29 protein-coding genes are annotated in these 23,405 nt (G+C 28.3%); 17 read left to right on the top strand and 12 right to left on the bottom strand.

Going from position 1 to position 23,405, the window contains the following annotated elements; translation table 11 throughout:
* Positions 1 to 201: 201 nt before the first annotated feature.
* Positions 202 to 1,500, top strand: a complete 1,299-nt coding sequence (locus tag BXQ17_RS01635) for a dipeptidase (RefSeq protein ID WP_077808952.1) — start codon at positions 202 to 204, stop codon at positions 1,498 to 1,500.
* 280 nt (positions 1,501 to 1,780) lie between these two features.
* Here the strand turns inward: BXQ17_RS01635 and lipA are convergent, their stop codons facing one another.
* From lipA to BXQ17_RS01660, 5 genes are read right to left on the bottom strand one after another with little or no spacing between them, the layout of a single operon-like run.
* On the bottom strand, positions 1,781 to 2,650 hold the full coding sequence (gene lipA / locus BXQ17_RS01640; protein WP_077808953.1) for a lipoyl synthase: 870 nt from the start codon (positions 2,648 to 2,650) through the stop codon (positions 1,781 to 1,783).
* A gap of 39 nt (positions 2,651 to 2,689) precedes the next feature.
* Entirely contained in the window at positions 2,690 to 3,910 is a 1,221-nt protein-coding gene (locus tag BXQ17_RS01645; RefSeq protein WP_077808954.1) for an Nramp family divalent metal transporter, read from the bottom strand.
* Positions 3,911 to 4,474: an RNA polymerase sigma factor gene (locus tag BXQ17_RS01650; RefSeq protein ID WP_077808955.1), complete on the bottom strand. Its 564-nt coding sequence runs from the start codon at positions 4,472 to 4,474 to the stop codon at positions 3,911 to 3,913.
* Positions 4,465 to 5,571, bottom strand: a complete 1,107-nt coding sequence (locus tag BXQ17_RS01655) for a glycosyltransferase (RefSeq protein WP_077808956.1) — start codon at positions 5,569 to 5,571, stop codon at positions 4,465 to 4,467. Before BXQ17_RS01655 ends, BXQ17_RS01650 begins: the two co-directional genes overlap by 10 nt.
* A 13-nt stretch (positions 5,572 to 5,584) precedes the next feature.
* On the bottom strand, positions 5,585 to 5,788 hold the full coding sequence (locus BXQ17_RS01660) for a membrane or secreted protein (protein ID WP_077808957.1): 204 nt from the start codon (positions 5,786 to 5,788) through the stop codon (positions 5,585 to 5,587).
* 126 nt (positions 5,789 to 5,914) lie between these two features.
* Here BXQ17_RS01660 and BXQ17_RS01665 point away from each other — a divergent pair, with 126 nt between their 5' ends.
* The 8 genes from BXQ17_RS01665 to BXQ17_RS01700 all read left to right on the top strand — a co-directional run bounded on the left by BXQ17_RS01665 (position 5,915) and on the right by BXQ17_RS01700 (position 10,900).
* On the top strand, positions 5,915 to 6,745 hold the full coding sequence (locus tag BXQ17_RS01665; RefSeq protein WP_077808958.1) for a mechanosensitive ion channel family protein: 831 nt from the start codon (positions 5,915 to 5,917) through the stop codon (positions 6,743 to 6,745).
* Positions 6,746 to 6,828: 83 nt separating this feature from the next.
* Positions 6,829 to 7,407, top strand: a complete 579-nt coding sequence (locus BXQ17_RS01670; RefSeq protein WP_077808959.1) for an RNA polymerase sigma factor — start codon at positions 6,829 to 6,831, stop codon at positions 7,405 to 7,407.
* A gap of 64 nt (positions 7,408 to 7,471) precedes the next feature.
* Positions 7,472 to 7,786, top strand: coding sequence for a hypothetical protein (locus BXQ17_RS01675; RefSeq protein ID WP_149025844.1), 315 nt, complete (start codon positions 7,472 to 7,474; stop codon positions 7,784 to 7,786).
* A 6-nt stretch (positions 7,787 to 7,792) separates the two neighbouring features.
* On the top strand, positions 7,793 to 8,281 hold the full coding sequence (locus BXQ17_RS01680; protein WP_149025845.1) for a hypothetical protein: 489 nt from the start codon (positions 7,793 to 7,795) through the stop codon (positions 8,279 to 8,281).
* A 136-nt stretch (positions 8,282 to 8,417) separates the two neighbouring features.
* Entirely contained in the window at positions 8,418 to 8,711 is a 294-nt protein-coding gene (locus tag BXQ17_RS01685; protein WP_077808962.1) for a hypothetical protein, read from the top strand.
* A 174-nt stretch (positions 8,712 to 8,885) separates the two neighbouring features.
* Complete coding sequence (locus BXQ17_RS01690) at positions 8,886 to 9,671, top strand: YHYH protein (RefSeq protein ID WP_077808963.1); 786 nt, start codon at positions 8,886 to 8,888, stop codon at positions 9,669 to 9,671.
* Positions 9,658 to 10,254 (top strand): toxin-antitoxin system YwqK family antitoxin, encoded by a 597-nt coding sequence (locus BXQ17_RS01695; RefSeq protein WP_077808964.1) that lies wholly within the window; start codon positions 9,658 to 9,660, stop codon positions 10,252 to 10,254. Before BXQ17_RS01690 ends, BXQ17_RS01695 begins: the two co-directional genes overlap by 14 nt.
* Positions 10,244 to 10,900: an SCO family protein gene (locus BXQ17_RS01700; protein WP_077808965.1), complete on the top strand. Its 657-nt coding sequence runs from the start codon at positions 10,244 to 10,246 to the stop codon at positions 10,898 to 10,900. The genes BXQ17_RS01695 and BXQ17_RS01700 overlap by 11 nt, the downstream gene beginning before the upstream one ends.
* Before the next feature lie 53 nt (positions 10,901 to 10,953).
* Here BXQ17_RS01700 and murB read toward each other — a convergent pair whose 3' ends face one another.
* Together murB and BXQ17_RS01710 are read right to left on the bottom strand one after the other, a co-directional pair.
* Complete coding sequence (murB, locus tag BXQ17_RS01705) at positions 10,954 to 11,964, bottom strand: UDP-N-acetylmuramate dehydrogenase (protein WP_077808966.1); 1,011 nt, start codon at positions 11,962 to 11,964, stop codon at positions 10,954 to 10,956.
* Positions 11,965 to 13,155: a pyridoxal phosphate-dependent aminotransferase gene (locus BXQ17_RS01710; RefSeq protein ID WP_077808967.1), complete on the bottom strand. Its 1,191-nt coding sequence runs from the start codon at positions 13,153 to 13,155 to the stop codon at positions 11,965 to 11,967. It abuts the gene before it with no gap.
* Positions 13,156 to 13,477: 322 nt separating this feature from the next.
* On the opposite strand from BXQ17_RS01710, the gene BXQ17_RS01715 reads away from it, so the two are divergent.
* Entirely contained in the window at positions 13,478 to 14,650 is a 1,173-nt protein-coding gene (locus BXQ17_RS01715; RefSeq protein WP_254712397.1) for a PDZ domain-containing protein, read from the top strand.
* Here the strand turns inward: BXQ17_RS01715 and BXQ17_RS01720 are convergent.
* Positions 14,647 to 15,051 carry a DUF1573 domain-containing protein gene (locus BXQ17_RS01720; RefSeq protein WP_077808969.1) on the bottom strand — a complete coding sequence of 135 codons (405 nt, stop codon included), beginning with the start codon at positions 15,049 to 15,051 and terminating at the stop codon, positions 14,647 to 14,649. The genes BXQ17_RS01715 and BXQ17_RS01720 overlap by 4 nt on opposite strands.
* 123 nt (positions 15,052 to 15,174) lie before the next feature.
* Here BXQ17_RS01720 and BXQ17_RS01725 point away from each other — a divergent pair, with 123 nt between their 5' ends.
* Together BXQ17_RS01725 and BXQ17_RS01730 are read left to right on the top strand one after the other, a co-directional pair.
* Positions 15,175 to 17,811, top strand: a complete 2,637-nt coding sequence (locus BXQ17_RS01725) for a valine--tRNA ligase (RefSeq protein ID WP_077808970.1) — start codon at positions 15,175 to 15,177, stop codon at positions 17,809 to 17,811.
* 157 nt (positions 17,812 to 17,968) lie between these two features.
* Positions 17,969 to 18,838, top strand: coding sequence for a flagellar motor protein MotB (locus tag BXQ17_RS01730; protein ID WP_077808971.1), 870 nt, complete (start codon positions 17,969 to 17,971; stop codon positions 18,836 to 18,838).
* A gap of 50 nt (positions 18,839 to 18,888) precedes the next feature.
* Here the strand turns inward: BXQ17_RS01730 and BXQ17_RS01735 are convergent, their stop codons facing one another.
* Positions 18,889 to 19,359 (bottom strand): DUF4199 domain-containing protein, encoded by a 471-nt coding sequence (locus BXQ17_RS01735; RefSeq protein WP_254712398.1) that lies wholly within the window; start codon positions 19,357 to 19,359, stop codon positions 18,889 to 18,891.
* Positions 19,360 to 19,407: 48 nt separating this feature from the next.
* Positions 19,408 to 19,575, bottom strand: a complete 168-nt coding sequence (locus tag BXQ17_RS14410; protein ID WP_149025846.1) for a lmo0937 family membrane protein — start codon at positions 19,573 to 19,575, stop codon at positions 19,408 to 19,410.
* A gap of 101 nt (positions 19,576 to 19,676) precedes the next feature.
* Here BXQ17_RS14410 and kdsB point away from each other — a divergent pair, with 101 nt between their 5' ends.
* The 5 genes from kdsB to BXQ17_RS14615 all read left to right on the top strand — a co-directional run bounded on the left by kdsB (position 19,677) and on the right by BXQ17_RS14615 (position 22,333).
* On the top strand, positions 19,677 to 20,408 hold the full coding sequence (kdsB, locus tag BXQ17_RS01740) for a 3-deoxy-manno-octulosonate cytidylyltransferase (RefSeq protein ID WP_077808972.1): 732 nt from the start codon (positions 19,677 to 19,679) through the stop codon (positions 20,406 to 20,408).
* Between the two features lies 1 nt (position 20,409).
* Complete coding sequence (locus BXQ17_RS01745; RefSeq protein WP_077808973.1) at positions 20,410 to 21,102, top strand: HAD family hydrolase; 693 nt, start codon at positions 20,410 to 20,412, stop codon at positions 21,100 to 21,102.
* Positions 21,099 to 21,725 carry a chloramphenicol acetyltransferase gene (locus BXQ17_RS01750; RefSeq protein WP_077808974.1) on the top strand — a complete coding sequence of 209 codons (627 nt, stop codon included), beginning with the start codon at positions 21,099 to 21,101 and terminating at the stop codon, positions 21,723 to 21,725. The genes BXQ17_RS01745 and BXQ17_RS01750 overlap by 4 nt, the downstream gene beginning before the upstream one ends.
* Positions 21,726 to 21,751: 26 nt before the next feature.
* Positions 21,752 to 22,012 carry a hypothetical protein gene (locus tag BXQ17_RS01755; protein ID WP_077808975.1) on the top strand — a complete coding sequence of 87 codons (261 nt, stop codon included), beginning with the start codon at positions 21,752 to 21,754 and terminating at the stop codon, positions 22,010 to 22,012.
* A 123-nt stretch (positions 22,013 to 22,135) separates the two neighbouring features.
* The gene (locus BXQ17_RS14615; protein ID WP_077808976.1) at positions 22,136 to 22,333 is read left to right on the top strand and encodes a hypothetical protein; all 198 of its coding nucleotides are present in this window, start codon (positions 22,136 to 22,138) and stop codon (positions 22,331 to 22,333) included.
* Between the two features lie 46 nt (positions 22,334 to 22,379).
* Here the strand turns inward: BXQ17_RS14615 and BXQ17_RS01765 are convergent, their stop codons facing one another.
* A complete protein-coding gene (locus tag BXQ17_RS01765) occupies positions 22,380 to 22,835 on the bottom strand; it encodes a hypothetical protein (RefSeq protein WP_077808977.1) in 456 nt (151 codons plus the stop codon).
* Between the two features lie 2 nt (positions 22,836 to 22,837).
* Positions 22,838 to 23,380 carry a hypothetical protein gene (locus tag BXQ17_RS01770; protein WP_077808978.1) on the bottom strand — a complete coding sequence of 181 codons (543 nt, stop codon included), beginning with the start codon at positions 23,378 to 23,380 and terminating at the stop codon, positions 22,838 to 22,840.
* Positions 23,381 to 23,405: the final 25 nt, after the last annotated feature.

Consider the following 23,405-nt stretch of genomic DNA (forward strand, 5'->3'; position numbering starts at 1 on the left):
GAGCTTTCTATTCAGAAAGCTCTTTTTTTTTGATGATTGTTTAAAAAAGAAATACTTTAAACGTTTTTATTGAATATTTTTAGTTTAAAATTCATTTTTATTGATAATAAATAAATGAAAATAGTTAATTGTAAAAATATTAACACATAGTTTTTTTAAGAATTATATATCTTTAGGCATTAACTAACTTAATTCAAAAAAATGAAAAACCTAAAAATTCTATTTATTCTTACTTTAATAGTTGCTTGTAAAGAGAATAAAAAAGAGGACATTAAAACAGGTAATATGTTGTCTAAAGCTAAAGAAATTCACAAAAAAGTAATGACTTTAGATACGCATGTAGATATTAATGTTGCTAATTTTACCGACTCTATCAATTATACTCAAAAATTAAAAAACCAAGTCAACTTGCCAAATATGGAAGAAGGTGGCTTAGATGTGGCATTTTTTATAGTTTATACAGGTCAAGGAGATTTAACAGAAGAAGGTTATGATAAAGCGTATAAAAATGCAATGAGCAAGTTTAACGCAATTCATAAATTAACAAAAGAAATCGCTCCAGAAAGAATTGGTTTGGCTGTAAATTCTAAAGAAGCTAGAGAAATTTATGCATCAGGAAAAAAAGTAGCAATGATTGGTGTAGAAAATGCTTATCCTTTGGGTACAGATGTTTCTAGAGTAAAAGAATTTTACGATTTGGGTGCAAGATATATGAGTCTTTCTCACAATGGACATAGTCAACTGTGTGATTCTAATACCGGAGAAAAAGATAATGTTTGGTTACATAACGGTGTTAGCGATCTAGGAAAAGAAGTTATTAAAGAAATGAACAAATGGGGAATTATGATTGATGTTTCTCATCCTTCAAAAAAATCTATGCAAGATATGATTGCTTTGTCTAAAGCGCCAATAATCGCCTCTCATTCTTCTGCAAGAGCATTATGTAATCATAGTAGAAATTTAGATGATGAACAATTACAATGGATGAAAGAGAACGGAGGAGTTGTACAAACGGTTGCTTTTAGTTCTTATGTAAATACAGAAAAAGATAAAGTTTATAAAGAAGAATTAAATAAAGTAATAAAAGAATTAGCTGCAGCACAAGGAGAAGAAATGATGACTTGGGCAGAAGCAAGAAAGTTAAGTCCAGAAAAGAGAGATGCTTTTATAGCTACTTACAGAAAATTATCTGCAGAAGCGAAAGAGAAAATGAAGTCTTCTGATGTTTCACCAGTTAATGTATCAGATTTTGTAGATCATATAGACTACTTAATAAGTAAAATAGGAATTGATCACGTCGGTATCAGCTCAGATTTTGACGGTGGAGGAGGAGTAGATGGTTGGAATGATGCGTCGGAAACTTTAAATGTAACTTTAGAGTTGGTAAAAAGAGGTTATACAGAAGCGCAAATTGCACAATTATGGAACGGGAATTTATTAAGAGTTTTAGATGAGGTTGAAAAAGTAGCAAAAGAAATTCAATCTAAAGAAACAATATAATTACTTATATTATCAAAATTAAAAAACCATCTCAATTAAGAGATGGTTTTTTTTTAACTAACTAATTCAAATAATTTACACAATGAAAACAGTTTACTACGTTGCTTTCATTTTTATAATTGCAACTACTGTGCCAAACTTTAAATTAGTATTGAAAAATGTTAATAAAATATGATTTTTATATTTTTAGCAATAAAAAAACGATTCTTTTTATAGAATCGTTTTAGTTTTTCGCTTATTATTGTGATATAAATAATTATTCGTTTAAAATTCAACTAAATTAATTAGCATGTTTATGTGCTTTGTAAGAAGATCTTACTAATGCACCACTTTCTACAAACATAAAGCCCATTTCTAAACCTAAAGTTTCATACTTTTTAAACTGTTCTGGTGTAATAAATTCTTTAACAGGTAAATGTTTTTTTGTTGGTTGTAAATACTGTCCAATCGTAATGATGTCACAATTTACTTCACGTAAATCTTTCATTGTTTGTATTACTTCTTCTTCAGTTTCTCCTAAACCAAGCATTAAACCTGTTTTAGTTCTCATTCCGTTTTCTTTTAAATACTTTAAAACACCTAAACTTCGGTCATATTTAGCCTGAATTCTAACTTCTCTGGTTAACCTTCTAACGGTTTCCATATTATGAGATACAACTTCTGGTGCAACCTCTATAATTCGATCTATTTGTTTTGTATTTCCTTGAAAATCTGGAATTAAAGTTTCTAAAGTGGTTTTAGGATTTGCTCTTCTAATAGCATCTACAGTTTCTGCCCAAATAATAGAACCTCCATCTTTCAAATCATCTCTATCTACAGATGTAATTACTGCATGTTTGATGCTCATTATTTTTATAGAGCGAGCAACTTTTTCTGGTTCATCCCATTCTACTGTTTCAGGTCTTCCTGTTTTTACACCACAAAATCCGCAAGATCGTGTACAAACATTACCTAAAATCATAAAAGTTGCAGTTCCTTCTCCCCAACATTCTCCCATGTTTGGGCAGCTACCACTAGTACAAATTGTGTTTAATTTATATTTATCTACTAAACCTCTAAGTTCTGTGTATTTTTTACCAACAGGCAACTTTACTCGAAGCCATTTTGGTTTTTTTGGTCTTTCTGGTACTATTACAGATTCTATTGCCATTTCTATTGAATTTGAAATGCAAATTTACGAAGAAAAGATTTAAATACTTGTTAAAAACCAAATAGTAAAACCTATTAAAAAAGCAAAACCAATAAAACTTAAAATTTTTAAAATTATACCTGGTCTGTGTTCTTTAGGTGTGTGGTTACTAGTTATTAATTTATAGTTTAAAATAGCGTAAAAAGGAGCTGTTAAAAATGAAAGTATGGTAGCAATTTTAACTAATAAACCCATATTATCCATAAAAAAATGTAAAATCAAAAATGTACCTATAAATAAGAAGAGAATCCAAAACCAATAACCAAATTTAAACGGTTTATTAAATAAAAGTTTAGATGTTCTATCCATTGCTCTTGGTGATGCATCTAAAGTTGTTATGGTTGTACTAAACATTGTTGTAAAAGCTGCTATAGCTATAAAAATGTAAGAAAACTCGCCGAGGTTTTTTGTGTATAATTCAATTAATTGAGTTGCAAATACACCTCCTTTATCAGAGAAAGTTGCCCCGGATTTATACATAACCAAAGCACCTAAGAGTACAAAACAAATTCCTAAAAATAGCGCACTGATATAGCCAACATTAAAATCGAAAACGGCATCTTTTTTCTTAGTTTTTATGAAAGAAGTTTCATCTTTTTCTACAGACCATATCGAATGCCAAATAGAAACGTCTAAAGGTGCAGGCATCCATCCTAAAAAAGCAATTAAAAAGGTAAGTTCTACAGCGCCAGAAGGTATAATTTGTGTTACATCAAAAGCTTCTTTTGTGTTATAAAGAGCTACACAAACTGCAATAATTGTACTAAAAGTAAGAATTACTATAATGTATTTCATCACATTATCGAGTAATTTATACTTTCCAATAAGTAAGAAAATGATACTTAAAAACATTAAAAAAGTAGACCATAAAACTAAATTATCTGTAAAACCAAATAATTGAGAAGCTAAACCAGCGGTAACAATTGTTACTGCAGCTTGTATGGTAAACATGGTTGTAAAGTTTATAATATAATAAGCAACTAAAATACCTTTCCCTAATTTTTTATAACCGTCTAAAAGTGTTTCTCCGGTTGCAGCGGCATATCTTGGTCCGAATTGAAAGAACGGATATTTAAAAATATGTACTAAAAAAAGTGCCCAAATTAACCCAAATCCAAATTCTGCACCAGCTCTTGTAGATTGTACTAAATGCGAAACGCCAATTGCAGCACCTGCAAATAGTAAACCTGGTCCTAAAGATTGTAAAAAAGATCTTTTCACTTAAGATTTCTTAATAATTTCAGCTAAAAGTTTTTTTGCACGCAAAAGTTTAACTTTTACGTTATTCATTGGTTCGTTAATTTGTACAGAAATTTCTCTATAACTTAATTCTTGAAAATAACGTAATTGTATAACTTCTTGATATTTAGGTTTTAATTGTTTTATGTCTCGCAAAAGATTTGCTAAATTTTGTTCTCGAATGATTTTATCTTCTGGTGTTGGGTTTTCATCAACAACCAAATAAACTTTATCTTCTTGTTCTTTAGAAGTTTCTGTAATTATAGAACTATTTTTTTTACGAAGTAAATCGATGTGTATGTTTTTAGAAATAGTAATTAACCAAGTTTTAAAAACATAAGTTTCATCAAAAGACTTTATTTTATCAAAAGCTTTAGAAAACGTTTGTATTGCGATGTCCTCTGCATCGTTTTCGCTCTTTGTTCTTTTTAATAAAAAATTAAAAACATCAGACCAATAGAGGTTCAGTAGAAAGCTAAAAGCAGATTGATCTCCGTTTTTAGCTTTTAAAATATTTGCTTCTAATTTTTTAATATCTATTTCCAATGATTTGGTTTTGATAACAAGTTAGCTATAAATATACTAAATTGAAAGAATAATAAACCAATTTCTAAAAAAGGAAGAAAATAAATTAGTTGTGGTTCATCTAATTTTTTTGCTGATAAACCAATTACTAAAAATTGAACAAAGTAATAGGAAAGCAAAATTGATAAAATAAGAATCCAATTAGGAAATAAAATAAATAACAAGGCTGCTGTTACAAATAAAAATACTTTAGATATATAAAAAAGACCTAATAAAAACTGATGTTTTTTCTTATAATAATTTGCAGTAGAAATATGTCTTCTTTTTTGTTGAAACCATTTTTTAAAATTTGTTGGAGCCAAAGATTCTGTAAAACTATCTTTAGTTGTGCAAATTTTTGTATTTTCTTTATTTGCTGCATCTTGTATAAACAAGTCGTCATCACCAGAATTAATATGCATGTGCTTTATAAAGCCCTTTACATTAAAAAACTCAGATTTTGCATACGCTAAATTTCTACCAACTGCCATATAAGGCATTTTTAGTTTGGCGTAACTAAAATATTGTATTGCTGTTAAAAGTGTCTCGAAACGAACAAATAAGTTTACCATAGATTTTTCTTTTTTGTACTTACCATATCCAATTATAATAGTTTTTGTTTCACTAAAATTTTTAGACATTTCTGTTATCCAGTTTTTAGAAACCGGTTTACAATCTGCATCAATAAATAATAAATGCTCGTAATTTGCCGCTTTAATACCAAGGGTTAAAGCATATTTTTTATTTCCCCAAAAAGCTTCAATGTTTTCGACTTCTATACATTTAATTCTATCATCCTTTTTTTGAAAATCTTCCATTACTTCTGATGAAGCATCAGAAGATGCATCATTAATAAGTACAACCTCAAAATTAGAATATGTTTGTTCTAAAATTGATGGTATAAATTTTCTAAGGTTTTTTGCTTCGTTTTTAGCACAAATTATAACAGAAACTGGTGTTTCTTTAGAAGTATTTGTTTGTTCTTTATCTTTAAAAAGAAAAGAAGTAAAAAATAAATAATATACAATTTGAATTACTGCAAAAACTACAAAACTGTAGAATAGTACAGATATAATCATTTAAAGAATTAAATTAGTTATGTTGAGGCTCTGCACAATCTGCATATTGTTCTGGCGTTTTTCCGCAAAAGCCACAAGATTCACCAGATTTGTTTAACATTGGGTTTTGGCTTGCACAAGTACCTGCAAATTTACCGTCTTTTTTTGCCCAAATTTTAATTGCAATTCCTGCAACACCAAGTCCTAATAAAGCTAAAGTAATAAGTAATAGTTTCATAAATAATATTTCTAATGCAAAGATACGTATTCTAATTGTTACCTAAAAAATCACTTATACTTATTTTGTATCGTGACTTTTTAAATTTTAAAGGGTCAAATATTTCTAACAAACTAAAACTATATAATGGATACAATTACAAATTCTTTACAAAATTTTTTTAATACAATTTCTTCTGGATTAGGAAATTGGGGTTTACAGTTAATTGGTGCAATAGCAGCTTTAATAATTGGACTATGGATTATTAGAATAATTATGAAAGGTGTTTCTAAAGCATTTGAAAAAACAAGTTTAGACGAAACTTTACAGCCATTTCTATTAACAACTATTGGTTTTTTATTAAAATTATTATTAATTATTTCTATTGCAGGTATAGTAGGTTTACCAATGGCATCTTTTGCAGCGTTATTGGCAGGAGTTGGTTTAGCTATAGGCGCAGCATTTAATGGTTCTTTGGGGCATATTGCATCTGGTGTAATGCTACTTGTTTTTAAGCCGTTTAAGGTTGGTGATTTAATTAAAACAAACGGTGCTTTTGGTTTTGTAAAAGAAATTTCTGTTTTTGTAACAGTTATAGAAACTTTTCAGAATGAAACAGAAATTATACCAAACTCTGCTATAACATCTAACAAAATAACTAATTTAACTAAAATTGGTAATTTACGTATCGATATGCCTTTTGCTATTAGATATGATGCTGATATTTCAAAAGCTAAAGAGATTGTTTTAGATATTTTAAATAAAGATAAAAACGTTTTACAAGAAGGTGCAAACAAACCAAGAGTTGCTGTAAATAATTTAGGACAAAATAGTGTTGAGTTATTAGCATTGCCTTATGTAAATTGTGAAAATTATTGGGATGTTTATTGGGATACCAGACAAGCTGTTGTAGAAGCTTTAGGTAAAGCAGGTTTCGAAGCACCATTACCACAGAGAATAGTTACAATGACAAAATAAAAGATCTTTAGAGATTAAATAAAAAAGACTGCTCTGTAAAGCAGTCTTTTTTTGTATGTTTACTTATTAGAAATTAAAAACTATTGACCGAAGAAAATTTAATAGAAGCATTAAAATCTGGAAATCAGAAAGTTTTTAGTCAAGTTATCGATGATTATCAACAGAAAGTTTTTGGTACCTGTATCTCTTTTATTCCAAATAAAGAAGATGCAGAAGATGTTGCGCAAGAAGTTTTCTTAGAAGTTTTTAAATCTATAGCCAAATTTAAAGGAGATTCTAAATTATCTACTTGGATTTTTAAAATAGCTACAAATAAGTGTTTAGAATTTATCAGAAAAAAGAATGCTAAAAAACGTTTTGCTTTTATGCAAACCATTTTTGGTAATGAAGTGCCATTAGATAAAACTAGCTATTTTACAGAATTTAACCATCCGGGTGTTTTATTAGAAAATAAAGAAAAATCAGTAACTATTTACAAAGCTATAAATACCTTGCCCGAAGCACAAAGAGTAGTTTTTACATTAGCTAAAATTGATGATAAAAGTTATCAAGAAATTGTAGAGATTACAGGTAAAAGTTTATCATCTGTTGAGTCTTTAATGTTTAGGGCAAAAAAGAGTTTACAAGAAAAATTAACAAAATTTTATAAAAATGATATTTAGGCGCAAGTTTTTACAAAAGTTTGCATCTAAATAGGTACATGTTTATTTTAATAAAGTGTTAAAAATGAAAAATAAAGAAATAGATAAGAAAGTTGAAGATACTTTTATGGCTATAGAAACCATAGAAAAAGTGAAAGTAAGTCCTTATTTTAAACATCAAATTCTTCAAAAAATAAATGAAGATAAAGAAGAAAAAGAAAAGGTTTTCTCTTGGCTTACTCCTCAATTTCAATTGGCTGCTGTTTTGGTAATTCTGTTTTTAAATGCAGCAACTATTTTTTACGCTTTTAATTCATCAGAAAAAACGACAAATTACTCTGTAGATACATTTTCTCAAGAGTATTCTTTAGAGTCTACAAGTAATTCTTATTTAAATTAATAAAAGATGAAATCAAAATTACTTCCTATTTTATTATTGCTGTTGGTCGTTTTAAACGGCGTACTTATTTTTATGCTAATCAATAAACCGCACATTAAAGAAAACGAAAGACGTGGTAGAGATTTTCTTATAGAAGAATTAAATTTTACCAAAGATCAAGAAAAAGAATTTTTGGTTTTAGATACGTCTCATAGAGAAAAGATGAGAAGTTTAGAGGAACAGGTAAAAAATAATAAAAATAAATTATTCAATTCTTTTGGGATATTAGAACAAGAAGTGGAATTAATAGCTAAAGAAATAGGCTCTTTAGAAGGTAAAAAAGAGTTAGAAGTATTTTCTTTTTTTAATAAGGTTCGTGATTTGTGTTCACAAGAACAGAAAGATAAATTAGAAAAGATTGTTAGAAAAGCTATACATGGCAATAATAAAATGCCACCACCAAGAGACGGTAGAATGCCACCTCAAAATAGAGGAAACCGACCACCACCAAGATAATTTTTGTTTTTAATTATATTCAAAAAGCCTTATTTCTAAATTAGAAATAAGGCTTTTTGTTAAAATAAAGTTAACGCATACAAGTTTTTTTTAATACCTGCATCTAAATATTCAAAACAAGTAAAAACTTATAAAAATGAAGAATTTAGAAAACAAAATAGTAACATCTTTAGCAGTAATAGTTTTAACAACATCTATAACTTATGCCCAAGAGGAAGAAAGAAGAGAGAAACCAAAAGGGCCGCCATCAATAGCTAAAATTTTAAAAGATTTAGATGTTAATGAAGACGGTAAAATTTCTTTAAAGGAAGCTAAAGGTCCGTTGAAAAAAGATTTTAAGAAAATCGATACTAATGAAGATGGTTTTCTATCTAAAAAGGAGTTAAAAAATGCACCAAAACCAGAAAGAAGAGAAAGACCAAGAAATTAATAAAATATGTACACAAGAAAATAAAAAAAAATAAAATTTGATTTGAGTTTGGTTAGTTGATTAAAGGCTTCGTAAGCAATTACGAGGCTTTTTTCTAAAAAAAATATAAACTTAAGCACAAGTTTTTTTAATTAATTGCATCTAAAATATATATAACTTTTAAAATACATTAATATGAGATTTAAAATCGTAAAAAAAATAGCTCTTTTAGCAGTAATTATATTCTACAGTTTTGCATGTAGCTCTTCAGAAGGTGCTGTATCAGTAGAAGAAGTAGAAGAAATTGAAGAAATTGAAGTAACACTTCATAGTGCATTTGCAGAGTTTGATACAACAGAAACAGATATTTATTTACAAGGTTCTAACGTTGTAATCGAAACCACGGGTTTACCAAATCATAAAACACCATATTGGAGTGAAAATCATCCATTATATGTAGCACCAACTGTAACTAGTACAGATAAAATGACACCAACCAGAATAGATACATCTGGGCGAGATAATTCTGCTTCTTTAACCGTACCAGCAAATCCTAGTAAAGCCAACTCAACATCTAATACCCAATTAGGCGCTATTGGTATTGCAATTAGCGGTGCTTTTTTATACAATGATCAAGAAGGCAATGGACCTTTAGATTCTGCAGCAGGAAGTTTAGATTACTCTGGTGCACACATTGGCCCTTCAAATTATCATTATCATTTAGAACCTTTGGCTTTTTCTGATGACGACGATAAATTAAATGGTATTATTTCTGATGGTTTTTTTATTTATGGTAGAAAGTGTAACTCTACAGGAACATATCCAACAGATTTAGATAGTTCTGGCGGACATGTAAGTACTACGCAACATACAGATATTGCAGAATATCATTATCATATTATCAATGAGTTGTATGCAAGTACAGGTAGGTACATACTTTTTGCAGGACCCTATCAAGGAACCCCAAATGCAGTTAACTAGAATATTACTTATCGTTATTTTGGCTCTTAGTAGCTGTAATAAAACTTCTGTTAAAACAACATCTAAAAAAGAAATTAAAAATTTTCTAGTTGATAAAAATAAATTAGAATTAATCAAAGAAAAAGGGCAGTGGTTTTACATGGATAATCCTTTTAATGGATTTGCTGTAAAATATTATAGTAATTCATCATTATCTGAAAAAATAGGTTACTATAACGGAAAAAAAGAAGGTTTAGCATATAAGTTTTTTAAAGATGGTACCGTAAAAACTAAATCATATTATAATAAAAATGTTTTAGAAGGAACAAAAATAAAGTACTATTCTTCGGGTAAAATCTTTTCTGAATCTAAGTATCTAAATGGTAAAAAACATGGGATAGAACAAGTTTGGTTTGAAAATGGACAATTGTCAAAAAAAAAGAACTTAAAAGATGGTAAAGAGAATGGTTTACAACAAGCTTGGTTAAAAAATGGAAAAATATATGTTAACTACGAAGCTAAAAATGGTAGAGCATTTGGTTTGCAAAGAGCTAATTTATGCTATCAATTATCTAACGAAAAAATTATAGAAAATGTTAAATAGATTTTTTTTATTAATTGGTTTTATCATTATGATAAGCTGTAAAAGTAACAATAAAGAAAAAATGTCTAGTAGGGTAAATGTATTGCCTTTTTATAATGAAGCATCTTTTACTCCTAAATGGTTATCATCTTTAGATACAGATTTAGATGATTTTCATAGCATTCCAGATTTTAATTTTATTAATCAAGATGGTCGTGTAGTTAATCAGAATACATTTAAAAATAAAATCTATGTGGCAGATTTTTTCTTTACAACTTGTCCTGGTATTTGTCCTAAAATGACGGCAAATATGAGTATAGTTGCAGATAAATTTAAAAACGATACTACGGTATTATTTTTATCTCATTCTGTTACGCCTTTAATAGATTCGGTTGCACAATTAAAAAAATACGCATTAGACAAAAATATTGGTAAAAATTGGCATTTAGTAACTGGTAATAAAAAAGAAATTTACGATTTAGGAAGACAAGCCTATTTTGTAGAAGAAAATTTAGGAGAACCTAAAGGATTAGACGATTTTTTACACACAGAAAACTTTGTCTTAATTGATAAAAACAAACACATTAGAGGTATTTATAACGGTTTGAATAAAAATTCTGTTATGCAGTTAATTGAAGATATAAAAACCTTAAAGAAAGAGAAGTAGGTATTGTTTTGGGGAATATTGTTGAAGAGAGCCTTAATTATTTAAGGCTTTTTTTATGTAATTACATTCACTTCAATTTCTAATGAAATTCCAAAGTTTTTAAATACTTTTTCTTGAATTTTTTGAGCTAATAAATAAATTTCTTTACCAGAAGCATTACCGTAATTTACTAAAACTAATGCTTGTTTTTCATGTATTCCAGCATCTCCAAAACGTTTTCCTTTAAAACCACTTTGTTCTACTAACCAACCTGCAGGAACTTTAATTTCTGTATCGGAAACTGGGTAATTAGGTATGTTTGGGTTTTCTTTTTGAAGTTCTAAGAATTGATCTTTAGAAATTACAGGGTTTTTAAAAAAGCTACCACTGTTACCAATTTCTTTAGGATCTGGTAATTTAGATTTTCTTATGGTAATTACTGCATTAGAAACATCTTGTAAACTTGGCGAAACTATATTTTTTGCTTCAAGCTCAGTTTCAATTGCTCCATAAGAAGTATTTAAAGTATGCTTGTTTTTTGTAAGCTTAAAGCTAACTGCTACAATAACGTACTTACCTTTTTCTTCGTTTTTAAATATTGAGTTTCTGTAGCCAAAATCACAAACTTCGTTAGAAAAACTAACTAGTTTTCCTGTTTCAATTTCTAGAGCTTCAACTTTAGTAATTACATCTTTTACTTCAACTCCATATGCACCAATATTCTGAATTGGGCATGTGCCAACATTTCCAGGAATTAAAGATAAATTTTCTATTCCACCATAATCATTGTTAATAGTCCATAAGACAAATTCGTGCCAATTTTCTCCTGCATTAACAGTTAAATAAACATTGTTTTCATCTTCTCTATCAATAGAAATACCTTTAAAATCTATATGAACTACTAGTTTTTCAATATTTTTAGTAAGTAACATATTGCTACCACCAGAAATTAAAAAAATATCTTTTTCTTGCTTTAAAATTTGTTGCAATAAATAAACAGAATCTACAGATATAAAGCGTTTGGCATTTACAGAAATGCCAAACGTATTATACTTTTTTAAGGATATGTTTTGTTGAATATTCAACTAGTTTTGATATTGTTTTAATGCTTCTGCTAAAATTTCTACAGATCTTTTTAAATCTTTTTCATTTAATACATAAGCAATTCTTACTTGATTTTTACCTTCGCCTGCAGTAGAATAAAAGCCGCTTGCCGGTGCCACCATAACTGTTTCGTTATTATGATTAAAGCTTTCAAGAATCCATTGCGCAAAATGATCAGAATCTTTTACGGGTAATTCTGCAACACAATAAAAAGCACCTTTTGGGTTCGCAACTTTTACGCCATCAATTTTTTGTAATTCAGAAATTAAAATATTTCTTCTAGAAACATATTCTTCTTTTACATCATCAAAATAAGACTGTGGTGTGTCTAAAGCAGCTTCACTTGCAATTAATGCATATGTTGGCGGGCTCAATCTTGCTTGTGCAAATTTTACCGCAGTTTTTATGAACTCTTCATTTTTTGATACAATACAACCAATTCTTGCACCACACATACTATATCTCTTAGATACAGAATCTATTACAATTGCATTATTTTCTAACCCATCGATAGAAAGTACAGATGTATGATTTAAACCATCGTAAGTAAATTCTCTATAAACTTCATCAGCAATTAAAAATAAATCGTGTTTTAAAACAATTTCTTTTAATTTTATTATTTCTTCTTCAGAATATAAATAACCGGTTGGGTTACCTGGGTTACATATTAATATAGCTTTGGTTTTAGCTGTAATTAACTTCTCGAAATCTTCTATTTTTGGTAGTGCAAAATTGTCATCTATACTAGAGATAACGGGTACAACACTTACACCAGAAGCTGTAGAAAAACCATTATAGTTTGCGTAAAATGGTTCTGGAATAATAATTTCGTCTCCTGGATCTGTAATACTTCCAATTGTAAATAATAATGCTTCTGAACCACCTGTTGTAACTACTATATTGCTTGAGTTAACTGGTATGTTGTTCTTTACATAATAGTTTGCTAACTTATTTCTATATTCTTCAGAACCTTCAGACCTTGCATAAGAAAGTGTTTCTAAAGTATTGTTTTTAACAGCATCTAAAGCTACTTGAGGTGTTTTAATATCTGGTTGACCTATATTTAAATGAAAAACCTTAACTCCTCTTTTTTTAGCATCTTCTGCATATGGTACCAATTTTCTAATTGGCGATTCTGGCATTTGTATTCCTTTATTAGATATTGAAGGCATAATATATTGTTGTAATTTTTATCAATGCAAATTTGCAAAATATATTTTATATTAAGAATTATATTATTGAAAGTTTAAGGCTAATTTTTAGTTAAAAAAAGAATAATCAGCAAAAAAAATATTGTATTTTTATAAATACCTAAACTAAAATAACTTGAATAATAATTCGCTTTTGATAATTTTTATTTTGTTTTTTTTGACTTTTACTTGTCATTCTCAAAACGGATTTCGGTTTAAAAATACGTCTCAAAAAAAACAACGTCTTTCTTTTGAATTAATAAATAATTTAGTTGTAATTCCGCTGTATATCAATAACAAGAAAATGAGTTTTATTCTTGATACTGGAGTAAATAAAACCATAATTTTTAATCTTTCAGAAAATGACAGTATTGGTCTGCTAAAACCAGAAAAAGTATCTTTAAGAGGTTTGGGTGATGGAGAATCTGTAGAAGCTATTATTTCTAGAAATAATAAATTACAGGTTAAAGATGCGATTGGTAATAATGAATCTGTTTATGTTATTTTAAAAGATTTTTTTGATTTATCTAGTAAAATGGGAACTACAATACACGGTATAATAGGCTATAATTTATTAAAAGATTTTGTAGTGAGAATAAATTACAAAACTAAAAAAATAGACTTTTATAACCCAGACTCCTTTAAATATAAACGATGTAAAAAGTGCGAAGTTCTGCCCATACAATTTTATAGAAAAAAACCATTTGTTGAGGTTGATGTGCAATTAGATACAGTTAAAAATGTTCAAACTCCTGTTAAAATGTTGGTAGATTCAGGAGGAAGCGATGCAATATGGCTTTTCGAAAATTCTAAAGCCGAAATAAAAACACCTTTAAAATATTTTAATGATTTGTTAGGTGAAGGTTTAAGCGGGTCTATTTATGGTAACAGAAGTAGAATACCAAAACTAATAATTGGTAAATATGAAATTAAAAGCCCTACGGTATCTTTTCTAGATTCTCTTTCTACACAAAATGCAAGTATGTTAAAAGAAAGAAATGGCAGTATTGGGGGTAATATTTTAAAGAGGTTTATGGTTTGGATAGATTACCCAAATAAAAAAATTACGCTTAGAAAAAACGCTTCTTTTAAAAGTGATTTTAATTATAATATGAGTGGTTTAGATATTGTTTATAATGGTAAACAGTTAGTTAAAGAAGAGATTATTAAACCTGTTTCAGATTCTTTTAATAATGATATTCAAACAAATAATACAATTTCTTTTGTAGCGAATTACAGGTATAAATTTAAGCCTTCTTACATTATTAAAAATGTTGTAAAAAACTCGCCAGCAGATAGGGCAGGTTTGCAACCAGGTGATATTCTCTCAAGTATTAATAGAAAGCCCGTTCACTCATATAAACTAAATGAAATTGTAAGTAAAATGCAAGAAAGAGCCAATAAAAAAATTACAATTTCAGTTCTAAGATACGGTTCTAAAAAAACATTTCAATTTCGATTAGAAAAAAGAATCTAATTGCCAGAAAGCATGCTTTTCTCTTTTTCTAAGAACTCTTTTTTATCGACAAAACCTCTAATTTTTAAAGTTTTTCTAGCAGTTTTTGCATTAGAGAAAATTGTAATTTGTTTAGAAAAACCACCAACTCTTTTTGTATCATAAGAAACTTTAATTTCTCCTTTTTCACCTGGCATAATTGGTTTTTCTGGTTTTTTAGGCACAGTGCAACCACAAGAAGATTGTATGTTCTTAATAATTAAGGGTGCATCGCCAATATTTGTAAATACAAAAACTCGCTCACCGTTAGCGCCTTTACTAACTTTACCATAGTTAATAGACTCTGTTTCAAACTTAAATTCTTGTGAGTTTATAGGAAAAGAGACAAATAAAAATAAGATAAAGGTTGTTAAAAGTTTCATATTTAATATTTTAAAGTGTAAAATTAAGCTTTATAATTTGTTTTAAAAAATCAACTACTAATTTTCTCTACAAAATAGATAATTGTATTTTTGTGAATTATATATCAAAAAGGATACCAAAGTATGACAATTCCATCTAAATACGATGCAAAACAAGTAGAAGATAAATGGTACGATTACTGGATGAAAAATAATTATTTTCATTCAACGCCAGATGAAAGAGAGCCTTACACAATCGTGATTCCGCCACCAAACGTAACCGGAGTATTACATATGGGGCACATGCTAAATAATACAATACAAGATGTTTTAATTAGACGTGCACGTTTATTAGGTAAAAATGCTTGTTGGGTACCTGGTACAGATCACGCATCTATTGCAACAGAAGCAAAAGTTGTTGCTAAATTAAAAGAGCAAGGAATTAAAAAAAGCGATCTAACTCGTGAAGAATTCTTACAACATGCTTTTGATTGGAAAGATGAATATGGAGGAATTATTTTAGAACAATTAAAGAAGTTAGGTGCTTCTTGTGATTGGGAAAGAACTGCGTTTACAATGGATCCAGCGATGTCTGAATCTGTGATTAAAGTTTTTGTTGATTTATACAATAAAGGTTTAATTTATAGAGGTTACAGAATGGTAAACTGGGACCCGGAAGCCAAAACAACACTTTCTGATGAAGAAGTAATACACGAAGAAAGACAAGGAAATTTGTATTATTTAGAATACAAAATAGAAGGTTCAGATGATACTTTAACAATTGCAACCACAAGACCAGAAACTATTTTTGGTGATACTGCAATTTGTATCAACCCAAATGATGAGCGTTTTACACACTTAAAAGGTAAAAAAGCAATTGTGCCGCTTTGCGGAAGAATTATTCCGATTATAGAAGATGAATATGTAGATTTAGAATTTGGTACAGGTTGTTTAAAAGTTACGCCTGCACACGATGAAAATGATAAGAATTTAGGTGATAAACATAATCTAGAAGTAATCGATATTTTTAATGATGATGCTTCTTTAAATTCCTTCGGATTACATTACCAAGGGAAAGATAGATTTGTCGTTCGTAAAGAAATTGCTCAAGAATTATCAGAAAAAGGAATTTTAGTAAAAACTGAAGTTCATACAAACAAAGTTGGTACATCAGAAAGAACAAAAGCGGTTATTGAACCTAGATTGTCTGACCAATGGTTTTTAAAGATGGAAAAACTGGCTAAACCTGCAATTAAAGCAGTTTTAGGTGATGATACTGATATCAACTTATATCCAAAGAAATTTGAAAATACCTACCGTCATTGGATGGAAAATGTACGCGATTGGAATATTTCTCGTCAACTTTGGTGGGGACAACAAATTCCTGCTTTTTTCTACGGAGACGGAAAAGAAGATTTTGTAGTTGCAGAAAATATTGAAGATGCTTTAGTTTTAGCAAAAGAAAAAACAGGAAATGCTTCTTTGTCTGCGTCTGATTTAAAACAAGATGAAGATGCTTTAGATACTTGGTTCTCTTCTTGGTTGTGGCCAATGTCTGTTTTCGACGGAATTAGAAATCCAGAGAACGAAGAAATTAAATATTACTACCCAACAAACGATTTAGTTACTGGGCCAGATATTTTATTTTTCTGGGTGGCAAGAATGATTGTTGCAGGTTATGAATTTAAAGATCAAAAACCTTTTAATAACGTATACTTAACAGGGTTAGTTAGAGATAAACAAAGACGTAAAATGTCTAAATCTTTAGGTAATTCGCCAGATGCACTTAAATTAATTGATGATTATGGAGCAGACGGAGTAAGAGTTGGACTTTTATTAAGTTCTGCAGCGGGTAACGATTTAATGTTTGATGAAGATTTATGTCAGCAAGGAAAAGGGTTTGCAAATAAAATTTGGAATGCTTTTCGTTTGATAAAAGGTTGGGAGGTAGATGCAAGTTTACCACAACCAGAAACTTCTAAAATTGGATTAGTATGGTATGAAGCTAAGTTCCAAAAAACGTTGGCAGAAATAGAAGATCATTTTTCTAAATATCGTTTGTCTGATGCTTTAATGGCAATTTACAAGTTAATTAATGATGATTTTTCTTCATGGTTATTAGAAATTGTAAAACCTGCATATCAGAAACCAATCGATAAAACTACGTTTGATGCAATTATAGAGGTTTTAGAAAATAACTTAAAAGTATTACATCCGTTTATGCCATTTTTAACAGAAGAAATTTGGCAACATATTACAGAAAGATCATCAGAAGAAGCATTGGTTATTGCCAAATATCCTACAATTAAAGAGTTTGATACGCAAATAATTACCAATTTCGATTTTGCTACAGATGTAGTTTCAGGAATTAGAACTATTAGAAAAGATAAGAACATTTCATTTAAAGATGTGGTCGAATTATTTGTAATTGATAATGATAAAAGTTCTAGAGACTTTGATGCTGTTATACAGAAATTAACAAATGCATCAGCAATAAACTATGTTTCAGAAAAAGTAGACGGCGCTTCATTTAGAGTAAAATCAAATGAATATTTTGTGCCAATTTCTATAGAAAATATAGATGTAGAAGCCGAAATTAAAAAGTTAGAAACAGAATTAAAAAGAGCAGAAGGTTTTTTGTTTGGTATTAACAAAAAGCTTTCTAACGAACGTTTTGTGGCAAATGCACCAGAACAAGTAATTGCTTTAGAACGTAAAAAAGAAGCAGATACTATTGCTAAAATAGAAACAATAAAGAGTAGTTTAAGTTCCCTTAAATAACTCGTACATACATTTTAATTTTTCTAAAAAACCATAATATTAAGTTATTATGGTTTTTTTAACATTTTAAGTTAAAAAGTTATAAAATACAGTTAGGGTTATACTAATTCGAAAAAATGTAGGTTTTAAAAGATAACTATTAATAAAACTTAAAATTATGAAAAAACTTATTATTCCCTTTGTAGCATTGTCTTTATTGGCAACATCATGTGTGTCTAAAAAGAAATATGCTGCTTTAGAAAGTCAATATATAGACACTAAAGGAAATCTTCAAAAAACTACTTTAGAAAAAGAAGCTTTAGAAGGTAGATTTGCTAAAATTCAAAAAAGAGTAGCTAATTATAACGATAAAATTAACTCTTTAAAAAGTGACAACGTTGCTTTGAAAAATGAAAATGACATCAAATTAGATATGGTTGGTAATACAGCCGTAATATCAAATAAGACTAGAGAAAGAATGATAGAAACGCTAGCAAAAGTAGATGCAACAGATTTAGCAGAGGCTAAGACTCTAAAAGATTCTTTAAACTTAGCGATATCTTATAATTTAAAGAATAAGATGAATACTTCTGATCTTAATAATTCTGATGATATAAATATAGATATTGATCAAACAGTTGTAATGATTTCTGTTTCTGATAAATTGTTATTTAATACTGCTAGTTATAGAATAAAAAAAGGAGCTTATAGTTTAGTTGAAAAGTTGGCTAATGTTATAAATTCTGAACCAAGTATGGATGTTATGATAGAAGGTCATACAGACTCAAGAACTATCAACAATGCTTCTGTGCAAGATAATTGGGATTTGAGTGTTAAAAGAGCTACGTCAATTGTAAGGTTATTAGAAAATAAATACAATGTAGATGGTAGTAGATTAATTGCATCTGGTAGAGGTTCTACAATGCCTTTAGTAGAAAACAATACACGAGAAAATAGAGCTAAAAATAGAAGAACGAGAATCGTAATTCTACCAAATTTAGATAAGTTTTTTGCACTAATTGCTACAGATGAAGCATTAGCAGAATAAAATTTAAAATAATATATTCCAAAAAAAAAACTCCCAATTGGGAGTTTTTTTTATTTGTTTAAATTCTCTTTGTCGTGGTTTTTATAAAATTGCATTATAATAAAAGAACCTATAAATGAAGATGCCATACCTTCTATTAATAAAGTAATTACTACTTCTGGCAACGTTAAATTACCACCAATTAAAAAAGAATTGTTCATTACAGTTAGAAAATCAGGATTTATAAATTGTACATAAATTACAACGCCAATAATAGAAAGAATTACTGCAATAACAGAAGTTCTAATACCAATACCTAAATTTGTAGTGTATTTAGTTTCGTTATTTTTATATACACTTTCTTTAATGGCTAAGTATATACCAAATAATACAAATGCTAAATTTAAAAATCTTAAATATGGGTTTTCTTCTAAGCCAACTAATTTACATAGTAGAAAAAATCCACCAATTAAAAATGTAATTAGCAATGCGTTTTTAATAATAATTTTATCTGTTGTCATCTTATCTTGTTTTATATTCATAATTTCTTCTGAAACTCTCACCGAATTTTTATAATATATTAAGAGACATTACAATGGTTTTCTACCAGAAATAATATTATAAAGAATTACAATAACTGCAATTACTAATAATGTATGTATTAAACTGCTAGTTGCAATTCCTGGTACAATACCTAAAACACCTAATGCCCAAATAATAATAAAAACTACGGCTACAAGCCACAAAATACTTCTCATGATAATTAATTTTTTTGTTCACTCAAAATTATAAAAATTGTAAAGTGTAGTTTAACGCTATCCATTTAAATATTATCTTTGATGCATACAAAAAGCTATTCATGAAAGTAATTGCAATGATTCCTGCACGTTATAGTGCTTCTCGATTTCCGGGTAAATTAATGAAAGATTTAGGTGGTAAAACCGTGATTTTAAGAACATACGAAGCTGCTTTACATACAAATTTATTTGACGAGGTTTATGTAGTAACAGATTCAGATATAATTAAAGAAAATATTTCGAACGCTAACGGTAACGTAATTATGAGTAAAAAAGAGCACGAATGTGGCTCTGATAGAATTGCAGAAGCTGTAGAGTTTTTAGACGCAGATATTGTAATTAATGTGCAAGGAGACGAACCATTTATAGACAAAGTATCGTTAGAGAAATTAATAGACGTATTTAAGAAAGATTTAAAAAAAGAAATAGATTTAGCTTCGCTAAAAGTAGAAATTATTAATAAAGAAGATATCGAAAATCCGAATAACGTTAAAGTTATTACAGATGTAAATAATTTGGCTATTTATTTTTCTAGAAGCGTTATACCATTTCATCGAGATAAAAACATCAATGTAAAATATTATAAACACAAAGGTGTTTATGCTTTTAGAAAACAAGCTTTATTAGATTTTTATAATACACCAATGACACCTTTAGAAGCTTCAGAAAAAATTGAAGCTATTCGATACCAAGAAATTGGTAAAAAAATAAAAATGGTAGAAACTTATGTAGAGGCGGTTGGTATAGATACACCAGAAGATTTAGAAAAAGCCAAAAAATACTTAAACTTATAATATGTTTAAAAATATAAAAGTAATCGCATTTGATGCTGATGATACTCTGTGGGTAAATGAAACTTACTTTAGAGAGGCAGAAGAAACTTTTGCTGAATTAATATCTAAATACGAAACTAAAAATAAAATAGATCAAGAGCTTTTTAAAACAGAAATTAAAAATCTTGAAATTTATGGTTACGGCATAAAAGGCTTTGTTTTATCGATGGTAGAGTGTGCATTAGAATTATCTAATTACAAGTTACCGCAAAAAACCATCGAAAAAATACTAGATATTGGTAAAGAAATGTTGGCACAACCTATAGAATTATTAGTCGGAGTAGAAGAGGTGTTAAGTAATTTACAAGGCAAGTATAAATTGATAGTTGCTACAAAAGGTGATTTATTAGATCAAGAAAAAAAATTAGAAAAATCGAATCTTCTAAAATATTTTCATCATATCGAAGTAATGAGCGATAAGAAAGAAAAAGATTATTTAAAATTGATGAAACATCTAGAAGTAGAACCATCAGAATTGTTAATGATTGGTAATTCTTTAAAGTCTGATGTTTTGCCTTTAGTTGCTTTAGGTGCATCTGCAATTCATATTCCTTTTCATACAACTTGGGAGCATGAAGAAGTTACATCCGAAGAAAAAAACGATGCAAGCTATAAAACAATTTCTAAAATTACAGACTTACAAAATTTTTTATGAAGTATTTAGACATAGATTCTTGGAACAGAAAACAGCATTTTCAACATTTTAAAAGTTTAGAAGATCCTTTTTTTTCGGTTACAGTAAATGTTGATGTTACAAATACCTTAAAATTGTCTAAAGAAAAAAAAGCATCTTTTTTTGCAATGTATTTGCACGCATGTTTAGTCGCGTTAAATTCTATTGAAAATTTTAAATATAGAATTCAAGAAGATAAAATTGCTATTCATGATGTAATTAATGCATCTGCAACAATAGCTCGAGAAGATCATACATTTGGTTTTTCTTATATTTATTTTGATGAAATTTTTAAAAATTTTAACGATAACTTTCTTAAGGAAAAGGAAAGAATTTTAAATTCACAAGAATTGTTTCCTCCTATAAATTCTGATGATTGTATCTATTGTTCTGCATTGCCGTGGTTTTCTTTTACAAGTCAAAAAGAACCCGTATCTGGCGTTAAGAATGATAGTATACCTAAACTAGCATTTGGTAAAACATTTACAGAAAATAATCAAATAAAAATGCCAGTTGCTATTTCTGTAAACCATGCTCTGGTAGATGGTTATCATATTGGTTTATTTTTTGAAGAATTTCAGAGTCAATTAGATAAAAACAATTAACTTTGCATCTTTAAAATAAATAAATTATGGCAAGCATAAAAAACTTAAAAAAAGATATTAACTATACTTTAGGAGATATTATTGGATACGCTTCTGAAAAAGTTGATCTTAAAGGAGAGAATAAAGAAGTAGAGGCAGTTATAGATGAAACTATAAACACTTTTGACGATTTAATTGGAAAAATTAACGCAAAAGGTGTAGAAAACAAAAAAGTACATTACAAGCAAGTAAGTGCAGAGTTAGAAACAAGAGCCAACGATTTAATCGCTAAAATTAATAAGATTTAATCTTAATTTTTTTAGATATTTTTTAACAACCATCAACATTTCTGTTGATGGTTTTTTTATTAAATTTGGTTAGTTATACTAAAAATGAATTATTAACGTTAAAACTTTAAATATTATTAAATTATGGCTAGAGCAATGTTTGAATATACGAAAACGGTTTTAAAAAAAGTTAGCTTTAATTCAGATCTTTTTTGCAAAGAATTACAAAAAAGTTTAGACAGACTATTGCCGTACGAAATTAACGAACTTGTAATTTGGTTAAGAGGTTTTACAGCAAATAAACCAGAACTTTTAATATGTATGAATTTACTTAAGAAATAAAAAAAAGAGGCTTTAAAGCCTCTTTTTAATTTGTATAAAGTTTTTATTATTCTTTTTTACTTCTTCCTTTACCATATTTTCTCATTAACTTTCTAGCGAATTCTCTTTCAGAAATATGAAGTTTCATTATTTTTCTGTAAGATAAAAACTTAGAAACTTTAGTGTTAAAATCTTCTTTTTCTGAGGCCATTTCGTTTTCTAACTCTAGTCTTAATAAAACTAGTTTTTTTGCATCAGATTCTTCTAATTTGCTTAAATCGCCTGCTTCTTTAATTTTTTTCTTGTATTCTATACGTCCTTTATTTCTAAGAAAATCTATCTTTTCTTCGTGTTTGTTGTATAAAGGCCAAAATTTTTCTGCCTCGCTAGAAGTAAGCTGTAATTCCTCTGTTAAATAAGCTGTTTTTAAAGCTTTAATTTTTTTTCTACTTTCTTTAGTATGCTGTGCTATACTGCTAAAAGAAGTAAGTATTATTGTTAAAAGTAAGATGTATTTTTTCATTATTAATAGTTTTCGTTTAATAAAGATGTGTTTTCAGAATCTATAATGTAATCTTCTATATCTGTATTGTTTAGACTTGCAAAAGCAAAGTCATTTTCGTTATTTACTTCATTATTAATTAAGGCTGCAAAATCTTCATCAGAAATATCACTTGCATTTTCAATTACCCAGTTTTCTATATCTGCTTCAGCTAAAGTGTCAAAATTTATTTCATCAGTTTTAAAATTATTATAAAAATTGATGCTTAAAAATAACACAACAGAAGCTGCTGCTGCAATTGGTATAAACCTAATTATTTTATCTTTTAAAGAGATTATTTTACCTTTTTTAGAAACAATTACTTTGTTTATTATTGAATCTTCTAATGTGTCAAAGTAATTATCTGGTATAGAAAAACCATTTTCTTTCGGAAATTTTTCTTCTTTAAGAAAGGCAGAGAATTTATCTTCTGCATTCTCAAAATAATTTTCGGGAGCAGACAAACCAGTATTTTTTTTAATTACCGATTTTAAAAAGTCTTCGCTATGTTTAATTTTGTTTTCCATAATTACTCTTTAGACACAATTATTT

Source organism: Polaribacter sp. BM10 (genome assembly GCF_002005425.1).
GTDB classification, from domain to species: Bacteria; Bacteroidota; Bacteroidia; order Flavobacteriales; family Flavobacteriaceae; genus Polaribacter; species Polaribacter marinaquae.